The sequence below is a fragment of the Pseudomonas sp. NFR09 genome, assembly GCF_900111535.1.
GTDB lineage: Bacteria > Pseudomonadota > Gammaproteobacteria > Pseudomonadales > Pseudomonadaceae > Aquipseudomonas > Aquipseudomonas extremorientalis.
The window spans coordinates 74,017-93,757 of sequence record NZ_FOIH01000017.1 but is presented as its reverse complement, the minus strand read 5'-3'; the positions used below and the strand labels follow the sequence as shown (position 1 = coordinate 93,757).

Genomic DNA, 19,741 nt, shown 5'->3' with positions numbered 1-19,741 from the left:
CCCGTGCTATCGAACCGGCGGTGCGTACTGGATGCCGCCGTTGTTCCATAGCGCATTGAGCCCGCGCTTGATCTTCAGCACGCTGCCCTGGCCGATGTTGCGCTCGAACACCTCGCCGTAATTACCCACCTGCTTGACGATCTGCACCACCCAATCCTTGCGCAGCTTGAGGTCCTTGCCGTACTCGCCATCAGCTCCCAGCAACCGGGCAACATCCGGGTTCTTGCTGCTCTTGGCCTGCTCCTCGACGTTCTGCGAGGTGATGCCCATTTCCTCGGCATTGAGCATGGCGAACAAGGTCCACTTGACGATGCTGAACCACTCATCATCGCCTTTACGCACCAACGGCCCCAAAGGTTCCTTGGAGATCACTTCCGGCAACACCACGAACTCGTCCGGGTGGGCCATCTTGATGCGCTGGGCGTACAGACCCGACTGGTCGGTGGTCAGCACGTCGCAGCGCCCGGCTTCCAGGCCCTTGGCGCTTTCGTCGGCGGTGTCGAAGGTGATCGGCGTGTACTTCATGCCGTGGGTGCGGAAGTAATCCGAGACGTTCAGCTCGGTGGTGGTGCCGGCCTGGATACACACGGTCGCGCCGTCCAACTGCCTGGCGCCGGTAACGCCAAGTTTGTTGTTCACCAGAAAGCCGATGCCGTCGTAGTAGGTCACGCCGGTGAACACCAGGCCCATGCCCGAATCGCGGGAGCTGGTCCAGGTGGTGTTGCGCGAGATCAGGTCAATTTCTCCGGATTGCAGTGCGGTGAAGCGCTCCTTGGCGGTCAACTGGGTGAACTTCACTTTCGATGCGTCGCCGAAGACCGCCGCCGCCACCGCATGGCACACGTCCACATCGATACCGGTCATCTTGCCCGTGCTGTCCGGTACGCCAAAACCCGGCAGGCCGTCGCTGACACCGCACTGGATGAAGCCTTTCTTCTGGATGGCGTCCAGGGTCACGCCCGCCTGCGCGCTGCTCGCCAGGCCCAATGTAGCGGTGGCGCCGATCACGGCCAAGGTGGTTTTGAATGGGTTCATGCAAGGCTCTCCCTGTCATTCCTTATTATTCGGCGTCGTGCAGCCCGCGCCGGTTTATAGTGCTGCCGGGCAGTATCAACGGCTTTGCGCCGCTGCCACAAACGACCTTTAGGCAAAGGCTCCTTCCGATTTGGAATGAAGTGCATGATTTCAAAACGCTTGACCCCTTCGATGACTGCCCTGCAATGCTTCGAGGCAGCCGCCCGCCACTTGAGCTTTACCCGTGCCGCCGAAGAGCTGCACCTGACCCAGAGTGCGGTGAGCAAACAGGTCGCGCAGTTGGAAGAGATGCTATGCCACAACCTGTTCGACCGGGTGCGCCAGCGTTTGTACCTGTCGCCGGCCGGGTCGCTGTACCTGGCCGAAGTGCACAAAATCCTCACACAGGTGGACATCTCCAGCCGCTACATCCTCACCTACGGCGGCGAGACCGAAGTGCTGCGCATCGCCACCCAGCCGACCTTCGGCGACCGCTGGCTGGTGCCCAAGCTCAAGGATTTTGCAGCGAAGCATCCGAACATCCACCTGGACGTGCGCAACGAGCTGGAGCCGTTCGATGTGTTGCAGGCCAAGGCAGATATCGCGTTTTTCTTCGGCCAGGGTTCATGGCCGGGAGCGACCTGCATCGAGCTGTTCCGTGAGGCGGTGGTGCCGGTGTGTGCGCCGGGTTTTGTCGCCGAAGGCAGTGATGCTTCGTCACGTCACACCCTGCTGCAATGCACCTCGCGCCCGGAGGCCTGGCATGAGTGGTTCCTGGAGCAGGGCCTGCACTCGCAGAACAGCTACCACGGGCCGCGCTTCGACACGTTCTACATGTGCATTCGTGCGGCGCAATCGGGCTACGGCGTCGCGTTGGTGCCGCAGTACCTGGTGGCCGAAGAACTGGCCCAGGGCAGCCTGATGATTCCATGGGACTATGCGATGCCCAGCAGCGGCGCGCACTTTATTGCCCATGCCGAACATGCCGGCGAGATTCCCAAGGTGAAGGCTTTCCTGAACTGGATGGTCGACTATGTAGGCGCACATCGCGATTTTCAGTCATGACCCGGCGACTTTATTTCGTTTGCGACGAGGGTAGGTGCCCGGCTTAGATAAAAAGACGCCCGTCACTGCCGAGTCTGCGATTCATGAGCCACGAAACCATCAGCCAGTCGATTTCCATCGTTCACCCCATCAGCCTCAGCCACGGTAAGAACGCCGAAGTCTGGGACACCACTGGCAAACGCTACATCGATTTTGTCGGCGGCATCGGTGTGCTCAACCTCGGTCATTGCCACCCGGGCGTGGTCGAGGCGATTCGTGACCAAGCCACCCGGTTGACGCACTACGCGTTCAACGCCGCCCCGCACACACCCTACATCGAACTGATGGCGCGGCTGACCACATTCATCCCGGTGACCTACCCAGTCAGCGGCATGCTCACCAACAGCGGTGCGGAAGCCGCGGAAAACGCCCTGAAGATCGTACGCGGCGCCACTGGCCGCACGGCGGTGATCGCCTTCGACGGCGCCTTCCACGGCCGCACGCTGGCCACGCTCAACCTCAACGGCAAGGTAGCGCCCTACAAACAGAAGGTCGGTGTGCTGCCGGGTCCGGTGTATCACCTGCCCTACCCGAGTGCCGACAACGGCGTGAGCTGCGCCGAGGCGTTGAAGGCCATGGAGCGCCTGTTCAGCGTGGAAATCGATGTCAACGATGTGGCCTGTTTCATCATCGAGCCGGTGCAGGGCGAAGGCGGTTTTCTTGCGCTGGACGTTGAGTTTGCCCAGGCGCTGCGACGCTTTTGCGATGAACACAACATCCTGCTGATTGCCGATGAAATCCAGTCAGGCTTTGGCCGTACCGGCCAGCGCTTTGCCTTTTCGCGGCTGAGTATCGAACCGGACTTGATCCTGCTCGGCAAAAGCATCGCCGGTGGAGTGCCGCTGGGCGCCGTGGTCGGGCGCAAGGCGCTGATGGACAACCTGCCCAAAGGCGGTTTGGGTGGGACCTATTCCGGCAACCCCATCGCGTGTGCGGCGGCCTTGGCCACGCTGGATGCGATGACCGACGAACACCTGCACGCCTGGGGCGCACAGCAGCAACACGCCATCGTCAGCCGCTATGAGAGCTGGCGCGCGCAAGGCTTGCCATACCTGGGCCGCCTGACCGGTGTCGGTGCTATGCGCGGCATCGAGTTGGCCAACGCCGACGGCACACCCGCACCGCAACAGCTCGCTCAACTATTGGGCCTGGCGCGGGGCGCCGGGTTGTTGCTGATGCCCAGCGGCAAGTCGCGGCACATCATCCGTTTGCTTGCGCCGCTGACCATCGAACCCGTAGTACTGGAGGAAGGCCTGGATATCCTTGAGGCCTGCCTCAAGCAGTTGGACTAGTAGCGCGCATCCACGGGCCTGCCGCCGTTCGGCCAGTCCTTGACCGTGTCGGGGAAGTCCGGGCGCGGTTGACCCGAGAACATCGCAATATTTCTTTAAAACCTGACCTGGAGTGGTCTCCTCGGTTCAGGTGTGCAATTGTTTTTATGCGTCATCAGGCAGATCACCAGGGCCAGCCAAGCCCCAGGCTTGTTGTCGCGAAATTCCCCAAGCAGCCACTTGATATGGATCAGCGCAACCTCAAAGGCAGTGTGCTGCCTTGACCTGACCTCCCTCCCCCCTGAAAATGCCCGACGCTTTTTTGTCCTCGTTTACTGAAGTAGTGAAATTTCAATGTCCGATTCTTACACCGAACAATCCGCCACCGAAGAATCCGTCGTCGCCTTGCACGCCAAAGCCGAATACGAAAACGCCATCAATCTTTCACAGCATCTGCCCGCCGCCAAGATCATCAGCGAGATGGTGCTGGACGCGTTCCACACCTCCAAGGAAAGCGACCAGATCCGCGAACTGCGCGTGGCCATCCGTCAGGCCCACGATGCCTTCGACGACGACAAGGCCTACGACCTGATGGGTCAGCTCAAACAGCTCAAGGACGCCGAGGCCGCCGACAATGCCGCCCTGGAAAACTTGAGCAGCCAGTTCTCCATCAGCCGCATCCTGTCCTGCTTCAAGGACGACCCCGAGTTCCAGGAGCTGGTCTACGGCCTGGCGTTGAAAGTGCTGAACCAGAGCCACCAGGCCATCAGCAACCCGAGCGCCGGCAAGAGCAAGGCATCCCGCCCGAAGAAAGAAGCCGAAGTGTTTGTGATCAGCAAGGATGGCATCAGCGTCACCCTGCCGCTGCGCACGCCGCGCTCGAAGCTGAACATTGACCGTGAGGCGTTCGAGTTCCTGGGCTTCAGCTTTGTGGGTGAAGGGGATGAAGCGGAGCTGGAAGTCGAGAGCTTTGTGGATAACGCCGGCGCCGAACAGCCTTTGAACCGCAAGAGCGTGATTACTGCGTTGCAGCAGCAGACGGCGTTTGATGGGTACAGCATCGCGCAGCAGTAACCCTTAATCCCAACCCTTTCAAGGTCTTTAGGTAGAACAGGCGATAAGTACTCTGTGGCGAGCGGGCTTGTCCCGCGTTGGGCTGCGAAGCAGCCCTGAAACCCGCGGCCGAAGAATGCCTGACTCACCGCATTCCTCCTTCAAGGGTCGCTTCGCAACCCAACGCGGGGCAAGCCCGCTCGCCACAGTTGCAGTGATCGCCCTTAATGGAGTGGTATCAGCCAGATAGGGTCGGTTTTTCAAAGACCTTGAATGGGATGCCAAGTTATGGTCATCAAGACAGTTGCTCCCACATGTGTTCGGCGTCGCGTCAACTGACCTGCTGCGCAAACACCTCGCGAAACCGCGCCATATCCTGCTTGTCCCCCACCGTCACCCGTACCCACTGCGGCCAGCTTTTAAACACCCGGCCGATCATCACACCTTGCGCCGCCAGCTTTTCGATCACCTGCTCCGCCGGTTGCTTCACGTCGATCATGAAGCAGTTGGCCTGTGACGCGGTGCAGGTGAAACCCCGGCCTTTCAACCACGCCACGGTCTCATCACGCAGTTGATTGTTGAGGGCTTTGCGTTGCGGCAACAGCTTCACGTCCTCCAGGCTGGCGAGGCCGCCCAGCAACGTGCTGCCCGCCGGGACGTTGTCACCGCCAAACACGGCCAGGCGTTCCAGCAGCGCCGGATGACCGACCGCCAGGCCCAGGCGGGCGCCGGCCATGCCGTAGATTTTCGAGAAGGTGCGCAGCACCAGCAGGTCATCGTGGTCCTTGACCCAACTGACCACGCTGGGCGTATCGGCGAAGTCGATATAGGCCTCATCCACCACCAACACGCTGCCTTCGGGTTTGTGTGCCAAGGCCTGGCGGATGGCGTCGGTGGGCGTCACGGTGCCGGTCGGGTTGTTGGGGTTGCACAGGTAAAGCATGCCGGCCTGGGGGTCAGCGGCGAGCATGGCCGGGATGTCATGGCCGTGGTCGGCGTTGAGGCTGACTTCCTTGACCGAGGCCTTGTTCGCCTGCGCCGCCTGGCGTGGCACTTCGTAGGATGGCGTAGCCATCACCAGACCGCGGGTCTCGCTGGTGAATGCCAGCACTGCATAGCGCAGTGCAGCCATGGAGCCGGCAAATACCGCCACCTGTTCTTCGGCAATCCCCTGCTGCTGGGCAAACAGCCCGGCCAGGGCGTACATGTGTTTGTAGGGATAACGCCCGGCTGTGGCGATTCCCTTCTGCATGGCTTCGCGGGCGACCTGAGAGGGCCCATAGGGGCTTTCGTTGTAGTTGAGCAGCACCTTGTCAGTCTTGGTCGGCGGCGGGCTGGCAACCGCCCAATCGAGGCGCCCCAGCAGAGGCAGGGCGGCGCCCAGGGCGAGAAGGGACCGACGACTTACGCTGACCATAGGGCTACTCCTTGTAGGCGGGTGATGGATTCGCACAGCACGTACTGAGGGGTATGACGATAAACGCAGCCGGGGATTTAAACCCCGTCCAAGAAAAAGCCCCGCGCTTCTCTCGAAGGCGGGGCTTTTTCACTGCAGGACCACTCAGTGAGCGTAGGTCAGCAGCAGCTCTTTCGGCACTTGGAAATCCAGGGACATCATCACGCTCAGCGCGGTGATGGTGAAGATCGAGAACACGAACAGCTTGCGCGCCCAGACGGTGTCATCCACCGCCTTGTAGCCGGTCCAGGCCATGTACAACCAGTACATGCCCATGGCGGCGGCAACGGCAAGGTAGCTCATGCCGGCGTAGCCACTGAAGGTCAACATCAAGGTCGCCACGAGGAAGGCCAGGATGTACAGCAGGATGTGTTTCTTGGCGACCTGGATACCCCGTTTTACCGGCAATACCGGAATCGAAGCAGCCAGGTAGTCGTTGAAGCGGAAAATCGCGATGGCGTAGGAATGCGGCATCTGCCACAGGCTGAACATCACCAGTAGCGTCAGCGCGGCCATGTCGAAGCTATTGGTCACAGCCACATAACCAATCACCGGCGGCATCGCCCCCGACAGACTGCCCACCAGCGTGCCGTGAACCGACTTGCGCTTGAGGTACAGGCTGTAGAGGCCAACGTAGATGACAAAACCGATCACGGCAAACAGCGCCGCCAGCGGGTTGGCCACCTTGTACAACAACGCCACACCGGCAACACCCAGGACGGTCGCGTAGATCAGTGCCAGTTTCAGGGAGATGAGGCCCTGGACCAGCACACGATTCTTGGTGCGCTCCATCTTGATATCGATGTCACGGTCGATGCAGTTGTTGAACACACATCCGGAAGCTACCACCAGGGACGTGCCGATCATTGCAGCCAGGAAGATGGCCAGATCGACATGTCCCTTGGAGGCCAGGAAGAAACCGCCCGCCACAGAAAGCACGTTACCGAAAATGATCCCCGGTTTGGTGATTTGGATAAAGTGCTTAAGCGACATCGGGTCTTACCTCACTTCGCCATCATGAACGTATGGATGCTGAACATGATCCATATCGACAGGCCAACCAGCAGTACGATTACGATCCCTGCGAACACGAACGCAACCACGTTGTCGCGCTGCTCCTTGGAACGGTCCAGGTGCAGGAAGTACACCAGGTGCACCAGAACCTGAATCACCGCGAATGCCAGCACGATCATCAAGGTGATCGACTTCGGCAGGGTCGGGTACATCACCAGACCGAACGGGATGAGCGTCAGGATTACCGACAGGATGAAGCCGATGGCGTACGACTTGACGCTGCCGTGGCTTGCATCATGGCTGTCATGGTCATGGGAGTGTGCATTAGCCATTACAGAGTCCCCATCAGGTAAACAACGGTGAAGACGCAGATCCAGACCACGTCCAGGAAGTGCCAGAACAGGCTCAGGCAGGTCAGGCGAGTCTTGTTGGTGTTGGTCAGGCCGTGCTTATTGACCTGATACATCATCACCGCCATCCACAGCAGGCCGGCAGACACGTGCAGACCGTGGGTGCCTACCAGCGTGAAGAACGCGGACAGGAAGCCGGAACGGTGCGGGCCGTAGCCTTCGGAGATCAGCAGGTGGAACTCGTTGATCTCCATGCCGATGAAGCCCAGGCCGAACAGGAAGGTCAGGGCCAACCAGCTCAGTACGCCTTTCTTGTTGCCCTTGTAGAAGGCCAACATGGCGAAGCCGTAGGTGATCGAACTGAACAACAGCAAGGCGGTTTCGCCGAGCACGTAAGGCAGTTCGAAGATGTCGTGGCCCGACGGGCCACCCGCTACGTTGTTTACCAGTACCGCGTACACCGCGAAGATCGACGCAAACAAGATGCAGTCGGTCATCAGGTAGAGCCAGAAACCGAAAACGGTCATCGGCCCCGAGTCGTGGTGATGGTCATCGTGCCCATGGTCATCGACATGGGCGTGTCCAGCATTGGTCACTAAGTTCGACATGGTTTAAGCCTGTTCCAACGAGGTTTCAACACGGCTGGCCGGGATCTTCTTCTCGGCTACCAGGCGAGCGTGCTGCTCGGCTTCGATGCGCTCGATCGTCTCGACCGGCACCATGTAGCCTTGATCATCACGGGCAGCGTGAATGATGAAGTAACCGATAGTGCCCACCAGGCTCACGATTGCCAGCCACCAGATGTGCCAGATCATCGCGAAACCGAACACGGTCAACAACGCGCCCATCACCACGCCAGTGGCGGTGTTGTTTGGCATGTGGATCGGTTCGTAGTGCTTCGGACGCTGGTACGCAGTACCGTCTTCCTTGGCTTCGGTGAACGCATCAATGGTGTTCGCGGTAGGGATCACGGCGAAGTTGTAGAACGGCGGTGGCGACGAAGTCGACCATTCCAGGGTGTGGCCATTCCATGGGTCGCCGGATTCGCAAGCGTTCTGCTTACGGTCACGGATACTCACGTACAGCTGGATCAGCTGGCAGGCGATACCCACGGCGATCATCACCGCACCGAACATGGCGACGTACAGGTACGGCACCCACTCAGGGTTGGTAGTGGCGTTCAGACGACGGGTCATGCCCATGAAGCCCAAGGCGTAGAGCGGCATGAACGCGACGAAGAAGCCCGAGATCCAGAACCAGAATGCAGCCTTGCCCCAACCTTCGTGCAGCTTGAAGCCGAACGCTTTCGGGAAGTAGAAGCTGAAACCAGCGATGTAACCGAATACCGCACCGCCGATGATCACGTTGTGGAAGTGAGCGATCACGAACAGGCTGTTGTGCAGGACGAAGTCAGCACCCGGGATGGCCAGCAGTACGCCGGTCATGCCGCCGATGGCGAAAGTCACCATGAAGCCCAGGGTCCACAGAACCTGGCTGGTGATACGCAGACGGCCGTGGTAGATGGTGAACAGCCAGTTGAATAGCTTCACCCCCGTCGGGATGGAAATCAGCATCGTCGCCAGGCCGAAGAAGGCGTTGACGCTGGCGCCCGAACCCATGGTGAAGAAGTGGTGCAGCCACACCATGAAGCCCAGTACGGAGATCGCGCCCGATGCGTAGACCATCGAGTGGTGACCGAACAGGCGCTTGCCGGTAAAGGTCGAGATCACTTCGGAGAAGATACCGAACGCTGGCAGGATCAGGATGTACACCTCAGGGTGACCCCATGCCCAGAACAGGTTCACGTACATCATTGGATTGCCACCAAGTTCGTTGGTGAAAATGTGGAAATCCAGGTAACGGTCAAGCGACAGCAGCGCCATGGTAGCGGCCAGGATCGGGAACGAAGCCACGATCAGGACGTTGGCCCAGGTGCAGGTCCAGGTGAAGATCGGCATGTCCATCAGTTTCATGCCAGGGGCGCGCATTTTCAGGACGGTGGCCAGGAAGTTGACCCCCGTCAATGTCGTCCCGAGCCCTGATAACTGTAGCGCCCAGATGTAGTAGTCCACACCCACGCCCGGGCTGTACTGGATACCCGACAATGGCGGATACGCAACCCAACCGGTCTTGGCGAATTCGCCGACGCCCAGGGACACGTTGATCAGCACAACACCGGAAACCAGCAGCCAGAAGCTCAGGGAGTTCAGGAACGGGTAGGCAACGTCACGGGCACCGATCTGCAGCGGCAAGGCAAGGTTCATCAGGCCGGTGAAGAATGGCATTGCCATGAAGATGATCATGATCACACCGTGGGCGGTGAAGATCTGGTCATAGTGTTCAGGTGGCAGGTAGCCAGGCGAACCCTCGGTGGCCATGGCCAACTGGGTACGCATCATGATGGCGTCGGCAAAACCACGCAGCAGCATGACCATGGCAACGATGACGTACATGACGCCGATTTTCTTGTGGTCGACGGACGTCAGCCACTCGGTCCACAGGTAGGTCCACTTCTTGAAATAAGTGATTGCTGCAAACAGTGCCAGACCACCCAGCGCGATCATGGCGATGGTCACCATCACGATCGGCTCGTGGAACGGGACCGCATCCCAACTTAATTTACCAAACATCGTTTACTCCTCTGCCCCAGCAGTTGAATGCGAGCCCGTGTCAGAACCTTCAACCACGGCCACTTCTTTCTTCTCGTGCTTGACCGGCTTGCCTGGCTTCATACCTTCGTACTTGTCGACGATTTTCTGAAACAGGTTCGGCTCATACGCGGAGTACAGGGCGACTGGGTTGTTCTGGCTCGGTTTGGTCAGGGCATCGTATTCAGCTTGATCAAGCTGTTTAGGTGCGGCCTTGACTTCGGCTACCCAGGCGTTGAAATCTTCCTGGCTCGTCGAGATCGCTTTGAATTTCATGCCGGTGAAGCCAGCGCCGCTGTAGTTCGCGGAGATGCCTTCCATTTCAGCTTTTTCGTTGGCGATCAGGTGCAGGCGGGTCTGCATGCCTGCCATCGCGTAGATCTGGCCACCCAGGGCAGGGATGAAGAACGAGTTCATCACGGCGTCGGAGGTGATCCGGAAGTTGAGCGGGGTGTGCTCGGGGAACTTGATCTCGTTGACCGTGGCGATACCCAGGTCTGGGTAGATGAACAGCCACTTCCAGTCCAGCGCGACCACTTCGATGTTGATCGGCTTGACGTCGGACTCCAGCGGACGGTACGGGTCCAGCTCGTGGGTCGACTTATAGGTGATGTAACCCAGGGCGATGATGATGAGGATCGGGACCAGCCACACCGCGATTTCGATCTTGGTGGAGTGCGACCACTTCGGCGCGTAGGTCGCGCTGGTGTTCGACGCGCGGTATTTCCAGGCGAAGGCGAAGGTCATGATGATCACAGGAACCACGACCAGCAGCATCAGCAGGGTGGCGGTGATGATCAGGTTTCGTTGATCCAGACCGATCTGTCCTTTCGGGTCCATCAAGGTCCACTTGCAGCCTCCCAGCATTAACATCATGCCAAGCAGCGGCAAAAAGCCTAGTAATCGGGGGTACCTGTTTTTACTCATCTCACGACCTCTAAAGCAGCTTGCGCAATGCAGTTGGGTTTTGATCGCCAACACTTCACCCTGCCAAGGGTTGGCATTTCTCTTCGATTGAATAAGAGCCTGCCCATCACGTCATAAGGGAACGTTTCACGGACCTGCGGTGAGTTCTTATTCGATTTCGTGGTTAAAGGCCTTGTTACAGACCAATTCCATTTGGTGCGGATAGTTGAAAGGCTGCCGGAACCTTGGGGTCGCACAGAGCCGTCCATCTGCCCTTCGACCGCTCCAGTGCTCAAATATTGAACAGCACCGGACATTCAGTGCGGGCGATTGTAGTTAGCTAGCGATGTATAAACCATGTCTTATAAAGAAATAATTTTTATCGATTACAGCAATAATCCTTCACCATTATTGCAACGGTTCGCGATCTTATCGTGTTCGATTCTCAACAAAAACCACAAAAATTGCCGTGTTATAGGGCAGCCTGCCGCCCCCCTTACCGCGTGTAAGGGGCTGCCAAACCGATGCAACCCCCCATAAAACAAGGCATTCGGACATCACCAAATCCCTGGCGCGGCGCGAGGTGCGCGGCCCTCCCAGCACCACGAACTGACAGCACATCTTGGCGGTTTTATGCAAATTTAAGCGGGTGTTCGGCGGGTCAGAATCGTCCTGCGGCGGCTTCCGTGTGACAACATGTCGCACACTGCGCGCACCCAAAATTGTCCGGCGTCACGTTCCGTTCACAAATTCCCACACGCAAAAACGCCCCGGCCTTCATGAAGAAGCGCCGGGGCGTTTGAGTGAATGATTCAGGCTTTGCGCTGGCGATTGCGATAGATGCCCAGCGGTACCAGGATCACGGTCAGCACGAAGGCCACCAATGCCCATTGCGCCAGGGAAAGCCCCAGTACGGGCGGGTACGGTGTGCTGCAGAAGCCATCGACCTGGAAGCCCAGGGGGAACACCTTGGCCAGCGGCAGGTCATCGACGATCGGTTGCAGTACATCGATGCCGCAACTGACCTGGGGGAAGAACTGGGTGTACACGTGATGACCGGCGGCGGCGACACCGCCAAGGGCGCTGAGCACTACCAGGCCTTCGAACAGCGTGATCGCACCTTTTTTACGCATGGCCGCGCCGATGAACGCGAAGATCGCGATCAACAGCAAGGCATAGCGTTGCAGGATGCACAGCGGGCATGGCGCCTCGCCGAGTACCACCTGCATGTACAACGCACCGCCGATCAACGCCAGGCAGATGATGCCCAGCAACACCAGAAAGCGCCGCTCCCTGCCTAAACGCAATTCGTCACTCATCCCCGTATCCCTTTGTTTGGTTGTGCCAATGGGCGCAAGTTTACACACAGGCCACCGTTTAAACAGAGGGGGGTTAACAGCGGATTAATCCAGAGAAATGTTGTGACGGGGCGGACGCCATCGCGGGCAAGCCCGGCTCCCACAGAGGAATGCGATCCCCTGTGGGAGCCGGGCTTGCCCGCGATGATGCCGACCCGGTGTATCGGCTAAACCCTATTCCAGCGCCGCAGCCGGGCCAAAGAATTCGTAGCGGCTTTGCTGCTCAGGCACGCCCAGGGCCTTGAGGTGGCGCTTGATCGCGACCATGAAGCCTTTAGGGCCGAGGAAGTAGGCGTCCAGGTCGCGCTGCTCGGGCAGCCAGGCGGCCAGTTGTTCCTGGCTGAGCAAACCCACCTTGTCCGCCGCAGGGCTCACCCCATCGTCTTCGGTGTAGCAGTAGAAGCGCTTGAGTTGCGGATGCTTCGCCGCCAGGGCGTCCACCCAGTCACGAAACGCATGTACGCCGCCGTTACGTGCACAGTGGATAAAGTGCACCGGGCGCTCGGTGGCCAGGGCGGCTTCGAGCATTGGCAGGGTGGGTGTGATCCCTACCCCGCCGCTGATCAGTACCAGCGGCTTATCGCTGGCCGCCAGGGTGAACTCGCCCGACGGCGTGAACAGGTCGATGGTCGCACCGACATGCACTTGGTCGTGCAGGTAGTTGGACACCCGACCACCCGCTTCGCGCTTGACGCTGATGCGATACATCCCGCTATCGGTCAACGCCGACAGGGAGTAGTTGCGGCGCACTTCCTCACCGTCGAGCACCAGCTTCATGCCGATGTACTGGCCCGGCGCGGCCGCGAGGATCGGGCCATTGTCCACAGGGGCAAAGTAGAAGGAGATGATCTCGTCGCTCTCGACCACGCGCTTGACCACGATAAACGGCCGCGCCCCCCGCCAGCCACCGGGTGCCTGGGCTTTTTCGGCGTAGATCGCAGCTTCGGCGCCGATCAGGATATCCGCCAGTTGGCCGTAGGCCGCGCCCCAGGCACTCATGACTTCAGGGGTGGCAATCTCGCTGCCCAGCACTTCGCAAATCGCACGCAGCAGGCAGGCACCGACGATCGGGTAATGCTCCGGCAGGATCTGCAGGGCCACGTGCTTGTTGATGATCTTGGCCACCAGGTCGCCCAACTGGTCGAGCTGGTCGATATGTCGCGCGTACATCAACACGCCATTGGCCAGGGCACGGGGCTGGTCGCCGCTGGCCTGGTGAGCCTGGTTGAACAGCGGGCGGACTTCCGGGTACTCGGACAGCATCATGCGGTAGAAATGGGTGATCAGCGCTTCACCGCCGCTTTCCAGCAGGGGCACGGTGGATTTGACGATGGCACGGTCTTGGGCACTAAGCATGGGAGCCTCCTGGGCTTCTTTACTGATTGTCTTTATCTACTCAGTATTCGTGCCAACAAAGAATCCGTTTATTTTCAATGAGTTAATTAATATGTAGTCAGTATGACCTCCTACAGCTTATAGTCATTAGGACTACAAGGAGTCATTATGACTGCGCAATCGCTGCTCACCACCCTGCTGCCCCTGGTCGCCGACCTGTCCCGCGAACTGCCCGAGGGCGAACGTTACCGCCGCCTGCTGCAAGCCATGCGCGCCCTGTTGCCCTGCGACGCCGCCGCGCTGTTGCGCCTGGACGGCGAGTGGCTGGTGCCGCTGGCGGTGGACGGGCTCAGCGCCGACACCTTGGGTCGGCGCTTCAAGGTCAGCGAGCATCCGCGCTTTGCCGTGCTGCTCGGCAGCCCCGGCCCCACGCGTTTTGACAGCGACAGCGAATTACCCGACCCCTACGACGGTCTGGTCGATGGTTTGCACGGGCACCTGGAAGTACACGATTGCATGGGTTGCCCGCTGTTCGTCGACGACCAGCCCTGGGGCCTGCTGACGCTGGACGCCCTCGATACCGAGCGTTTCGAACGCGTGGAACTGGACGCCCTGCAGGCGTTCGCCAGTCTCGCTGCCGCCACCGTGAACGTCGCCGAACGTATCGAACACTTGGTCCTGCGCGCCGAAATCTACCGCGAGGCCAGCGGCCAACAGCACAAGGAAATGATCGGCCAGAGCAAACCCCACAAGCGCCTGGTCGAGGAAATCAAGCTGGTGGGCGGCAGCGACCTCACCGTGCTGATCACCGGTGAAACCGGCGTGGGCAAGGAGCTGGTGGCCCAGGCCATCCACGCCGCCTCAACCCGCGCCGACAAACCGCTGATCAGCCTCAACTGCGCCGCCCTGCCGGAAACCCTGGTGGAGAGCGAGTTGTTCGGCCACGTACGCGGCGCCTTTACCGGCGCGTTGAACGAACGTCGTGGCAAGTTCGAACTGGCCAACGGCGGCACGCTGTTCCTGGATGAAGTGGGCGAACTATCACTGACCGTACAGGCCAAGCTGCTGCGCGTTTTGCAAAGCGGCCAGCTGCAACGCCTGGGCTCGGACAAGGAACACCAGGTCGATGTGCGCCTGATCGCCGCCACCAACCGCGACCTGGCCGACGAGGTACGCAACGGTCGCTACCGCGCCGACTTCTACCACCGCCTCAGTGTGTACCCGCTGCAGGTCCCGGCGCTGCGTGAGCGCGGACGCGATGTGTTGCTGCTGGCCGGTTTCTTCCTGGAGCAGAACCGCTCGCGCATGGGCCTGGGCAGCCTGCGCCTGACCAGCGATGCCCAGGCGGCACTGTTGGCCTATAACTGGCCGGGCAATGTGCGGGAGCTGGAACACTTGATCGGACGCAGCGCACTCAAGGCGCTGGGTAACTGTCGCGAGCGTCCGAAGATTCTCAGCCTGAACGCCCAGGACCTGGACCTGCCCGATGTCAGCGCACCGCTGGTTGAAGAATCCTCCGAGGCGGTCGCCCCGGTGACCGGCGACCTGCGCCAGGCCACCGAACACTTTCAGCGCCAGATCATCAGCGCCTGCCTGGAACGCCACCAGCACAACTGGGCCAGTGCCGCCCGCGAACTGGGCCTGGACCGTGCCAACCTCGGGCGGATGGCCAAGCGCCTGGGCCTCAAATAACCCAGGCACCTCCCACATTTTTAGATGGCTTTTGCCTTGAAGGCCGGGCTCGCTGGCTTGGGCTTACGAAACACCAGCACATTGCCCAGCATCACCAGCACCAACCCCGCCAACGCCGGTGCGGTCCACTGATACCCCTCGGCAAACGCCGACACATTCAGCGCCACCACCGGGAACAGCACGGTGCAATAGGCCGCACGTTCCGGCCCCATGCGCCCGACCAGCGTCAGGTACGCGGTAAAGCCGATCACCGAACCTGGAATCACCAGGTACCCCAGCGCACCGATGTAGCGCGCACTCCAGTCCATCTCGAAGGGAATCCCGCGCACCGCGCAGTAAGCCGCCAGCATCGCCGATCCATAGGCCATCCCCCAGGCATTGGTAGTCAGCGGCTTGAGCCCGGCCTTCTGCTGCAGGCTGGACAGCATATTGCCGGCCGAGAAGCACATCGTCCCCAGCAACGCCAAGCCCAGGCCAAGCAAGGTCTGCGGGCTGGCGGTGTGCCCCACCAGCTCCGGCCAGAACAGCAGGCCCAACCCCGCCAGACCGAGGCCGCCGCCCATCAACACATTGCGCGCCACCCGCTGGCCAAAAAACACCCGGGCGTTCAGCGCGTTCCACAGCGTGGCCGTGGAAAACACCACCGCCACCAACCCGCTGGGGATCCATTGGCTGGCCGTGAGGAAGCACATGAAGTTCACGCAAAACAGGCACAGCCCCTGGGCCAGACAGATCAGGTGCCCGCGTCGGTTCATCACCTGCAACCTGCGGCTCACCAGCAACAGCGCAAACAGCACCAACGCCGCCAGGGCGAAGCGATAGACGATGGACACAGGAATCGCCACCACGCCCAACTGCCATTTGAGGGCGATCCAGGTGGTGCCCCAGATCAGCACGGTGAGTAAATACAGAGAAAGGTTCATAGCGGGCTCCATCGGTTGAGCCACAGTGTGGCCCCCGGCCTGGGATGCGCTCTTGCACAATCTTGCGCTTTTGTCGGCCAATGGGATCACAGCAACAACCGCGCGGAGTAGGATGCAAGGCGTCGGAGAGTACGAACCATGCCAGATCTGGAATCCCTGCAAGTCTTCCAAGCGCTTAACCGTTCGCCCAACGCACGCCTCGAAGCCTGCGCCGAGCTCGGTGACGGCTTGTCTGCGGCGCTGTGGAGCAACCATCACGACTCGCAGGACTACCAGGCCCCCAGCCATCACACGTTATCCTGCTACATCGGCGGCGGCACCGGCACGTTTCGGCGCGACCAACCCGGCACCAAGGGCGGCCCCGACAAACTGTGCATCCTGCCCGCCGAACACCAGTCAGCCTGGGTGATCAACGGCGAGATCCGCCTGGCCCACGTGTATTTCAGCCCGGAGCAATTCGCTCTCGGTTGCGTCACCCTGCTCGACCGCGAACCGCGCGCCCTGCAATTGCGCGAAAGCACCTTTCTGGAAGATGCCGGCCAGGCGCGACGCTTTCACCAGCTGATTGCGCTGAACTGGCAAGAACCCGCCGAGCGCCTGCTGACCAGCAGCCTGGCCCATGAAATGCTCAGCCACACGCTGCTCAGCCAAGTGGGCGCACGCGACGGGCTGCGCCTTAAAGGCGGGCTGGCGGCGTACCAGCGGCGGCTGTTGGTGGAGTACATCGACCAGCACCTGGAAGACCCGATCAGCCTGGGCCAACTGGCCGGCCTGTGCGCACTCTCGGAATACCATTTCGCGCGGATGTTCCGCCAGAGCTTCGGCCTGCCGCCCCATCAGTACCTGCTGGCGCGTCGCCTGACCCGCGCCCAGGCGCTGCTGCGCAGCGGCGCCCTGCCCTTGAGTGAAGTCGCGTTGATCTGTGGTTTCTCCAGCGCCAGCCACTTCACCCATCGCTTCCGCCAGGCCATGGGTGCCACCCCCGGCGAATATCGCCAGGCCTTCAGCGCCTAGGTCATCAACCCCAGGGTCTTGGCCTTGGCCACCGCTTGCGTACGCCGCTCCACCCCCAGCTTGCTGTGGATGCGCCGCGCATGGGTCTTGACGGTGTGCAGGGAGATAAACAGGCGGTCGGCGATTTCCAGGTTGGAGTTGCCCAGGGCGATCAACTGCAGCACTTCCAGCTCGCGTTGGCTCAGGGGATTCTCCGCCGTGCCCGACACGGCGGCCTGGGGCTCCATGCCCAACTCACTGAGCAACCCCGGCGAGCGCAACCGCAGTTCGCGAATCGCCTGCTGCACCTGGCAGCGCGCCGCCAGCTCAAGCCCGGTTTGCAGCGAGCGGCGCGCCTGACCTGGGTCGCCGACTTGCCAGGCGACCTCACCCAGTACCAGGTGCAATTCGGTTTCCAGGCAGAGCATGCCGCGTTGATGGGCCGCCTCCAGCAAAGCCGTCATACGCGCCACCGGTTGCTCGGCGCAGCCCAGCTTCACTTCCGCCAGCACCAGCAAGTATTCCAGGCGCGGGATCAGCTCCAGGGTGGCCGGCGGCGCCTGTTTGGCCTGGGGACCACGAAAGTGGCGAAGCACACGACGCACCGCTTCCACCGTCAACTCGGCGCGCCCCTGCTGCAACCAGAAATGCCCGCTGACCAACAGCAGCACCGCGCGGTACACCGTGTCGGGGACCTGGCGCTGTTGCATCAAGCGTTCGGCCTCGCGCAGTTGCACAAAGGCCCCGGCGTAGTCACCACGGTTGGCGGCCAGCAGGGCCTGGCCGAGAAACCCGTAGAGCACGCGCTTGTCCTGGCTGTGCAGGCACATCTTCATGCCGCTCTCGAAGCACTCGGCAGCCAGGCTGTCCTGGCCCTGACGCAGCGCCAGGTGCCCGCGTCGCAGGGCGATACGCCCCACCAGCGGCCCGGCTTTCAGGCGTTGCTTGAGCAACATCGCCTGCACATTCTCCAGCAGGCTCTGCGCGCGATACGGGGCGCCGCGCTGCTCCAGCAACTGCGCGTGATCCAGCTCAAGCAAGGCCTCGAGCAGCAACGATCCATGGGCGCGGGCCAGGCATAACGCTTCGCGGCTCAGCGCCTGGGCCACGTCCAGTTCGCCGCGCAGCAACGCTTGCTGGGTGAGGCCCGACAGGCACATCAGCCGCGACGTCCAGGCGCTGTCGGGCAAGGCTTGCAGCGCTTCGAGGAAATGTTCGCGGGAGCGCTCGGCATCGCCGCCCAAGTGCAGCAGCCAACCCCACTGCGCCTGCCAGCGCGCCAGCAGGTAGCGTTGTTGCACCGCCGTCGGTTGCGGCGCAAACCGTGCCAACTGGTCGATGCATTGCGCGGCCTGGTCGAAGCGCCCGGCGAACAGCAACGCCGCCGTCACCAGCCCCACCAGTTGCGCCGAGCCGAGCATCAACTCTTCACCATGCTCTTCATGCAAGCGCAGCATCAATACGGCGTTCTGCTGGCGGAACAGGTCTTCGAAACTGAAGTGCTGTAGCAGGCTGACCGCCACCTCGTATTCTTCGGCCAGCAGCGCGTGCTCGAACGCGGCCTGCCAGTCCTGTTCGGCGGTGAACCACTGGCAGGCACGCCGATGCCAGGAACGCTTGGCCGGCCAGGGGTCATCGCGTATCAGCCGGGCAAGCGGCGGGAAAACCTGCAACCACTCGGTATCTTCCCAAGGCTGGATAAAGGCGCCGAGGGCCTGCAGCTCGCGCAGGTAGTGGTCACCGTCGCCAAAGCCGAACAAGTGCTCGCACAATCCCGGATTAAAGCGTGGCATGTGTGCCAGCACGCGCCAGGCTTCCGTCAGTTCGGGCGGCAAAGTGCTGAACAGTTCGTGCTGCAAATAATCGAGCAAGGTTTTCTGCGGATGGCCGTCCCCCAGCAACGCAATGCGCACGCCGGCACACCAGCCGGCGCTGAACTGCAACACGCTGTCCGGTGACTGCCCCAGCGGGAGCAGTTGCTGAATTTCTTCAAGGGTGAACGCCAACTCAGTGCCGCCCTCCAGCAACTCATCGTCGAGCAGCAGGCGCGGCCAGTTGCAGGCTGGACGGCGCCGCGCCCCCAGCCACCAGGTCAACGAGGGGCTGCTTGCCGTGAGCAGGCGGTCGAGCAAGGCATCGGTTTGGGGGGTGGGCAAGCGGCAGAAATCATCGAGGAACACCCATGCCGATGTTGGCCAGCGGCCAAGATCCGACAGCAGCGTGGCTTCGTCAGTGAACGCCAAGCCGAGGTTTTGCGCCAGGCGCCGGCAAAGGTCGAGGGGGCTCAGGGCGACGCCATTGAGCGGCAACCAGTACACCTGGCATTCCGCGGGCGCCTGTAACGCGCATTCGGCCAGCAACGCACTCTTGCCACTGCCGCCGGGGGCGCACAGCAACTTGACCCTGACCGGCGCGGCGAGCAAAGGCTCGGCCAGGCGTGGGCGCAACAGATGGTGGGCGGACAGCCGAGGCATGAATCCAGGACGGTCCAGGCAGCGTGTCATGGCGGTCATTGCTGCATCCTGCGTTCTTATTGTTATGCAACGTGACGCCTACCCTAGTCCTGTGGTTGGTGGTTGTTGAAGAAGTATTCAGCGGGGTGATTTCCAGCCATGCATAAAACC

At 61.0% G+C, this 19,741-nt stretch carries 16 protein-coding genes and 1 pseudogene; 5 read left to right on the top strand and 12 right to left on the bottom strand.

Annotated elements, in window-relative coordinates:
* Nucleotides 1-6: 6 nt before the first annotated feature.
* A complete protein-coding gene (locus tag BMX59_RS28975) occupies nucleotides 7-1,035 on the bottom strand; it encodes an amino acid ABC transporter substrate-binding protein (RefSeq protein WP_093128313.1) in 1,029 nt (342 codons plus the stop codon).
* Between the two features lie 144 nt (nucleotides 1,036-1,179).
* On the opposite strand from BMX59_RS28975, the gene BMX59_RS28970 reads away from it, so the two are divergent.
* Together BMX59_RS28970 and BMX59_RS28965 are read left to right on the top strand one after the other, a co-directional pair.
* Complete coding sequence (locus BMX59_RS28970; RefSeq protein WP_093128311.1) at nucleotides 1,180-2,079, top strand: LysR substrate-binding domain-containing protein; 900 nt, start codon at nucleotides 1,180-1,182, stop codon at nucleotides 2,077-2,079.
* A gap of 83 nt (nucleotides 2,080-2,162) precedes the next feature.
* Complete coding sequence (locus tag BMX59_RS28965; RefSeq protein ID WP_093128308.1) at nucleotides 2,163-3,410, top strand: 2-aminoadipate transaminase; 1,248 nt, start codon at nucleotides 2,163-2,165, stop codon at nucleotides 3,408-3,410.
* Here BMX59_RS28965 and BMX59_RS31265 read toward each other — a convergent pair.
* Nucleotides 3,407-3,490 (bottom strand): annotated as a pseudogene (locus BMX59_RS31265) (hypothetical protein); the annotation flags it as partial. The gene BMX59_RS28965 and the pseudogene BMX59_RS31265 sit on opposite strands and share 4 nt — an antisense overlap.
* Before the next feature lie 253 nt (nucleotides 3,491-3,743).
* Here BMX59_RS31265 and BMX59_RS28960 point away from each other — a divergent pair.
* Nucleotides 3,744-4,463, top strand: a complete 720-nt coding sequence (locus BMX59_RS28960; RefSeq protein WP_093128306.1) for a hypothetical protein — start codon at nucleotides 3,744-3,746, stop codon at nucleotides 4,461-4,463.
* A 310-nt stretch (nucleotides 4,464-4,773) separates the two neighbouring features.
* Here the strand turns inward: BMX59_RS28960 and BMX59_RS28955 are convergent, their stop codons facing one another.
* The 8 genes from BMX59_RS28955 to hmpA form a co-directional block, all read right to left on the bottom strand.
* Nucleotides 4,774-5,859: a pyoverdine biosynthesis transaminase PtaA gene (locus BMX59_RS28955; RefSeq protein ID WP_093128303.1), complete on the bottom strand. Its 1,086-nt coding sequence runs from the start codon at nucleotides 5,857-5,859 to the stop codon at nucleotides 4,774-4,776.
* Nucleotides 5,860-6,003: 144 nt separating this feature from the next.
* The gene (cyoE, locus tag BMX59_RS28950; RefSeq protein ID WP_003194050.1) at nucleotides 6,004-6,891 is read right to left on the bottom strand and encodes a heme o synthase; all 888 of its coding nucleotides are present in this window, start codon (nucleotides 6,889-6,891) and stop codon (nucleotides 6,004-6,006) included.
* Nucleotides 6,892-6,902: 11 nt separating this feature from the next.
* Nucleotides 6,903-7,244 (bottom strand): cytochrome o ubiquinol oxidase subunit IV, encoded by a 342-nt coding sequence (gene cyoD / locus BMX59_RS28945; RefSeq protein WP_016979640.1) that lies wholly within the window; start codon nucleotides 7,242-7,244, stop codon nucleotides 6,903-6,905.
* Entirely contained in the window at nucleotides 7,244-7,870 is a 627-nt protein-coding gene (locus tag BMX59_RS28940; RefSeq protein ID WP_058426759.1) for a cytochrome o ubiquinol oxidase subunit III, read from the bottom strand. Before BMX59_RS28940 ends, cyoD begins: the two co-directional genes overlap by 1 nt.
* 3 nt (nucleotides 7,871-7,873) lie before the next feature.
* Complete coding sequence (gene cyoB / locus BMX59_RS28935; RefSeq protein WP_093128300.1) at nucleotides 7,874-9,892, bottom strand: cytochrome o ubiquinol oxidase subunit I; 2,019 nt, start codon at nucleotides 9,890-9,892, stop codon at nucleotides 7,874-7,876.
* Between the two features lie 3 nt (nucleotides 9,893-9,895).
* The gene (cyoA, locus tag BMX59_RS28930; RefSeq protein WP_071489203.1) at nucleotides 9,896-10,837 is read right to left on the bottom strand and encodes a ubiquinol oxidase subunit II; all 942 of its coding nucleotides are present in this window, start codon (nucleotides 10,835-10,837) and stop codon (nucleotides 9,896-9,898) included.
* A gap of 791 nt (nucleotides 10,838-11,628) precedes the next feature.
* The gene (locus tag BMX59_RS28920; RefSeq protein ID WP_058426762.1) at nucleotides 11,629-12,135 is read right to left on the bottom strand and encodes a disulfide bond formation protein B; all 507 of its coding nucleotides are present in this window, start codon (nucleotides 12,133-12,135) and stop codon (nucleotides 11,629-11,631) included.
* 213 nt (nucleotides 12,136-12,348) lie between these two features.
* Complete coding sequence (gene hmpA / locus BMX59_RS28915) at nucleotides 12,349-13,530, bottom strand: NO-inducible flavohemoprotein (protein ID WP_092249340.1); 1,182 nt, start codon at nucleotides 13,528-13,530, stop codon at nucleotides 12,349-12,351.
* Nucleotides 13,531-13,677: 147 nt separating this feature from the next.
* Here hmpA and norR point away from each other — a divergent pair, with 147 nt between their 5' ends.
* Entirely contained in the window at nucleotides 13,678-15,201 is a 1,524-nt protein-coding gene (gene norR / locus BMX59_RS28910; protein WP_093128297.1) for a nitric oxide reductase transcriptional regulator NorR, read from the top strand.
* Between the two features lie 20 nt (nucleotides 15,202-15,221).
* Here norR and BMX59_RS28905 read toward each other — a convergent pair whose 3' ends face one another.
* On the bottom strand, nucleotides 15,222-16,124 hold the full coding sequence (locus BMX59_RS28905) for a DMT family transporter (RefSeq protein ID WP_093128295.1): 903 nt from the start codon (nucleotides 16,122-16,124) through the stop codon (nucleotides 15,222-15,224).
* 138 nt (nucleotides 16,125-16,262) lie between these two features.
* Here BMX59_RS28905 and BMX59_RS28900 point away from each other — a divergent pair, with 138 nt between their 5' ends.
* Nucleotides 16,263-17,138 (top strand): helix-turn-helix domain-containing protein, encoded by an 876-nt coding sequence (locus tag BMX59_RS28900; protein WP_093128292.1) that lies wholly within the window; start codon nucleotides 16,263-16,265, stop codon nucleotides 17,136-17,138.
* Here BMX59_RS28900 and BMX59_RS28895 read toward each other — a convergent pair.
* Nucleotides 17,135-19,630 carry a LuxR C-terminal-related transcriptional regulator gene (locus BMX59_RS28895; RefSeq protein WP_093128289.1) on the bottom strand — a complete coding sequence of 832 codons (2,496 nt, stop codon included), beginning with the start codon at nucleotides 19,628-19,630 and terminating at the stop codon, nucleotides 17,135-17,137. The two genes, BMX59_RS28900 and BMX59_RS28895, sit on opposite strands and share 4 nt — an antisense overlap.
* Between the last annotated feature and the right edge of the window lie 111 nt (nucleotides 19,631-19,741).

What these genes read in the sequence shown, in the direction of transcription:
- BMX59_RS28975 (WP_093128313.1), bottom strand. Translation starts at nt 1,035, where the DNA reads ATGAACCCATTCAAAACCACCTTGGCCGTGATCGGCGCCACCGCTACA.
- BMX59_RS28970 (WP_093128311.1), top strand. Translation starts at nt 1,180, where the DNA reads ATGATTTCAAAACGCTTGACCCCTTCGATGACTGCCCTGCAATGCTTC.
- BMX59_RS28965 (WP_093128308.1), top strand. Translation starts at nt 2,163, where the DNA reads ATGAGCCACGAAACCATCAGCCAGTCGATTTCCATCGTTCACCCCATC.
- BMX59_RS28960 (WP_093128306.1), top strand. Translation starts at nt 3,744, where the DNA reads ATGTCCGATTCTTACACCGAACAATCCGCCACCGAAGAATCCGTCGTC.
- BMX59_RS28955 (WP_093128303.1), bottom strand. Translation starts at nt 5,859, where the DNA reads ATGGTCAGCGTAAGTCGTCGGTCCCTTCTCGCCCTGGGCGCCGCCCTG.
- cyoE (WP_003194050.1), bottom strand. Translation starts at nt 6,891, where the DNA reads ATGTCGCTTAAGCACTTTATCCAAATCACCAAACCGGGGATCATTTTC.
- cyoD (WP_016979640.1), bottom strand. Translation starts at nt 7,244, where the DNA reads ATGGCTAATGCACACTCCCATGACCATGACAGCCATGATGCAAGCCAC.
- BMX59_RS28940 (WP_058426759.1), bottom strand. Translation starts at nt 7,870, where the DNA reads ATGTCGAACTTAGTGACCAATGCTGGACACGCCCATGTCGATGACCAT.
- cyoB (WP_093128300.1), bottom strand. Translation starts at nt 9,892, where the DNA reads ATGTTTGGTAAATTAAGTTGGGATGCGGTCCCGTTCCACGAGCCGATC.
- cyoA (WP_071489203.1), bottom strand. Translation starts at nt 10,837, where the DNA reads ATGAGTAAAAACAGGTACCCCCGATTACTAGGCTTTTTGCCGCTGCTT.
- BMX59_RS28920 (WP_058426762.1), bottom strand. Translation starts at nt 12,135, where the DNA reads ATGAGTGACGAATTGCGTTTAGGCAGGGAGCGGCGCTTTCTGGTGTTG.
- hmpA (WP_092249340.1), bottom strand. Translation starts at nt 13,530, where the DNA reads ATGCTTAGTGCCCAAGACCGTGCCATCGTCAAATCCACCGTGCCCCTG.
- norR (WP_093128297.1), top strand. Translation starts at nt 13,678, where the DNA reads ATGACTGCGCAATCGCTGCTCACCACCCTGCTGCCCCTGGTCGCCGAC.
- BMX59_RS28905 (WP_093128295.1), bottom strand. Translation starts at nt 16,124, where the DNA reads ATGAACCTTTCTCTGTATTTACTCACCGTGCTGATCTGGGGCACCACC.
- BMX59_RS28900 (WP_093128292.1), top strand. Translation starts at nt 16,263, where the DNA reads ATGCCAGATCTGGAATCCCTGCAAGTCTTCCAAGCGCTTAACCGTTCG.
- BMX59_RS28895 (WP_093128289.1), bottom strand. Translation starts at nt 19,630, where the DNA reads ATGACCGCCATGACACGCTGCCTGGACCGTCCTGGATTCATGCCTCGG.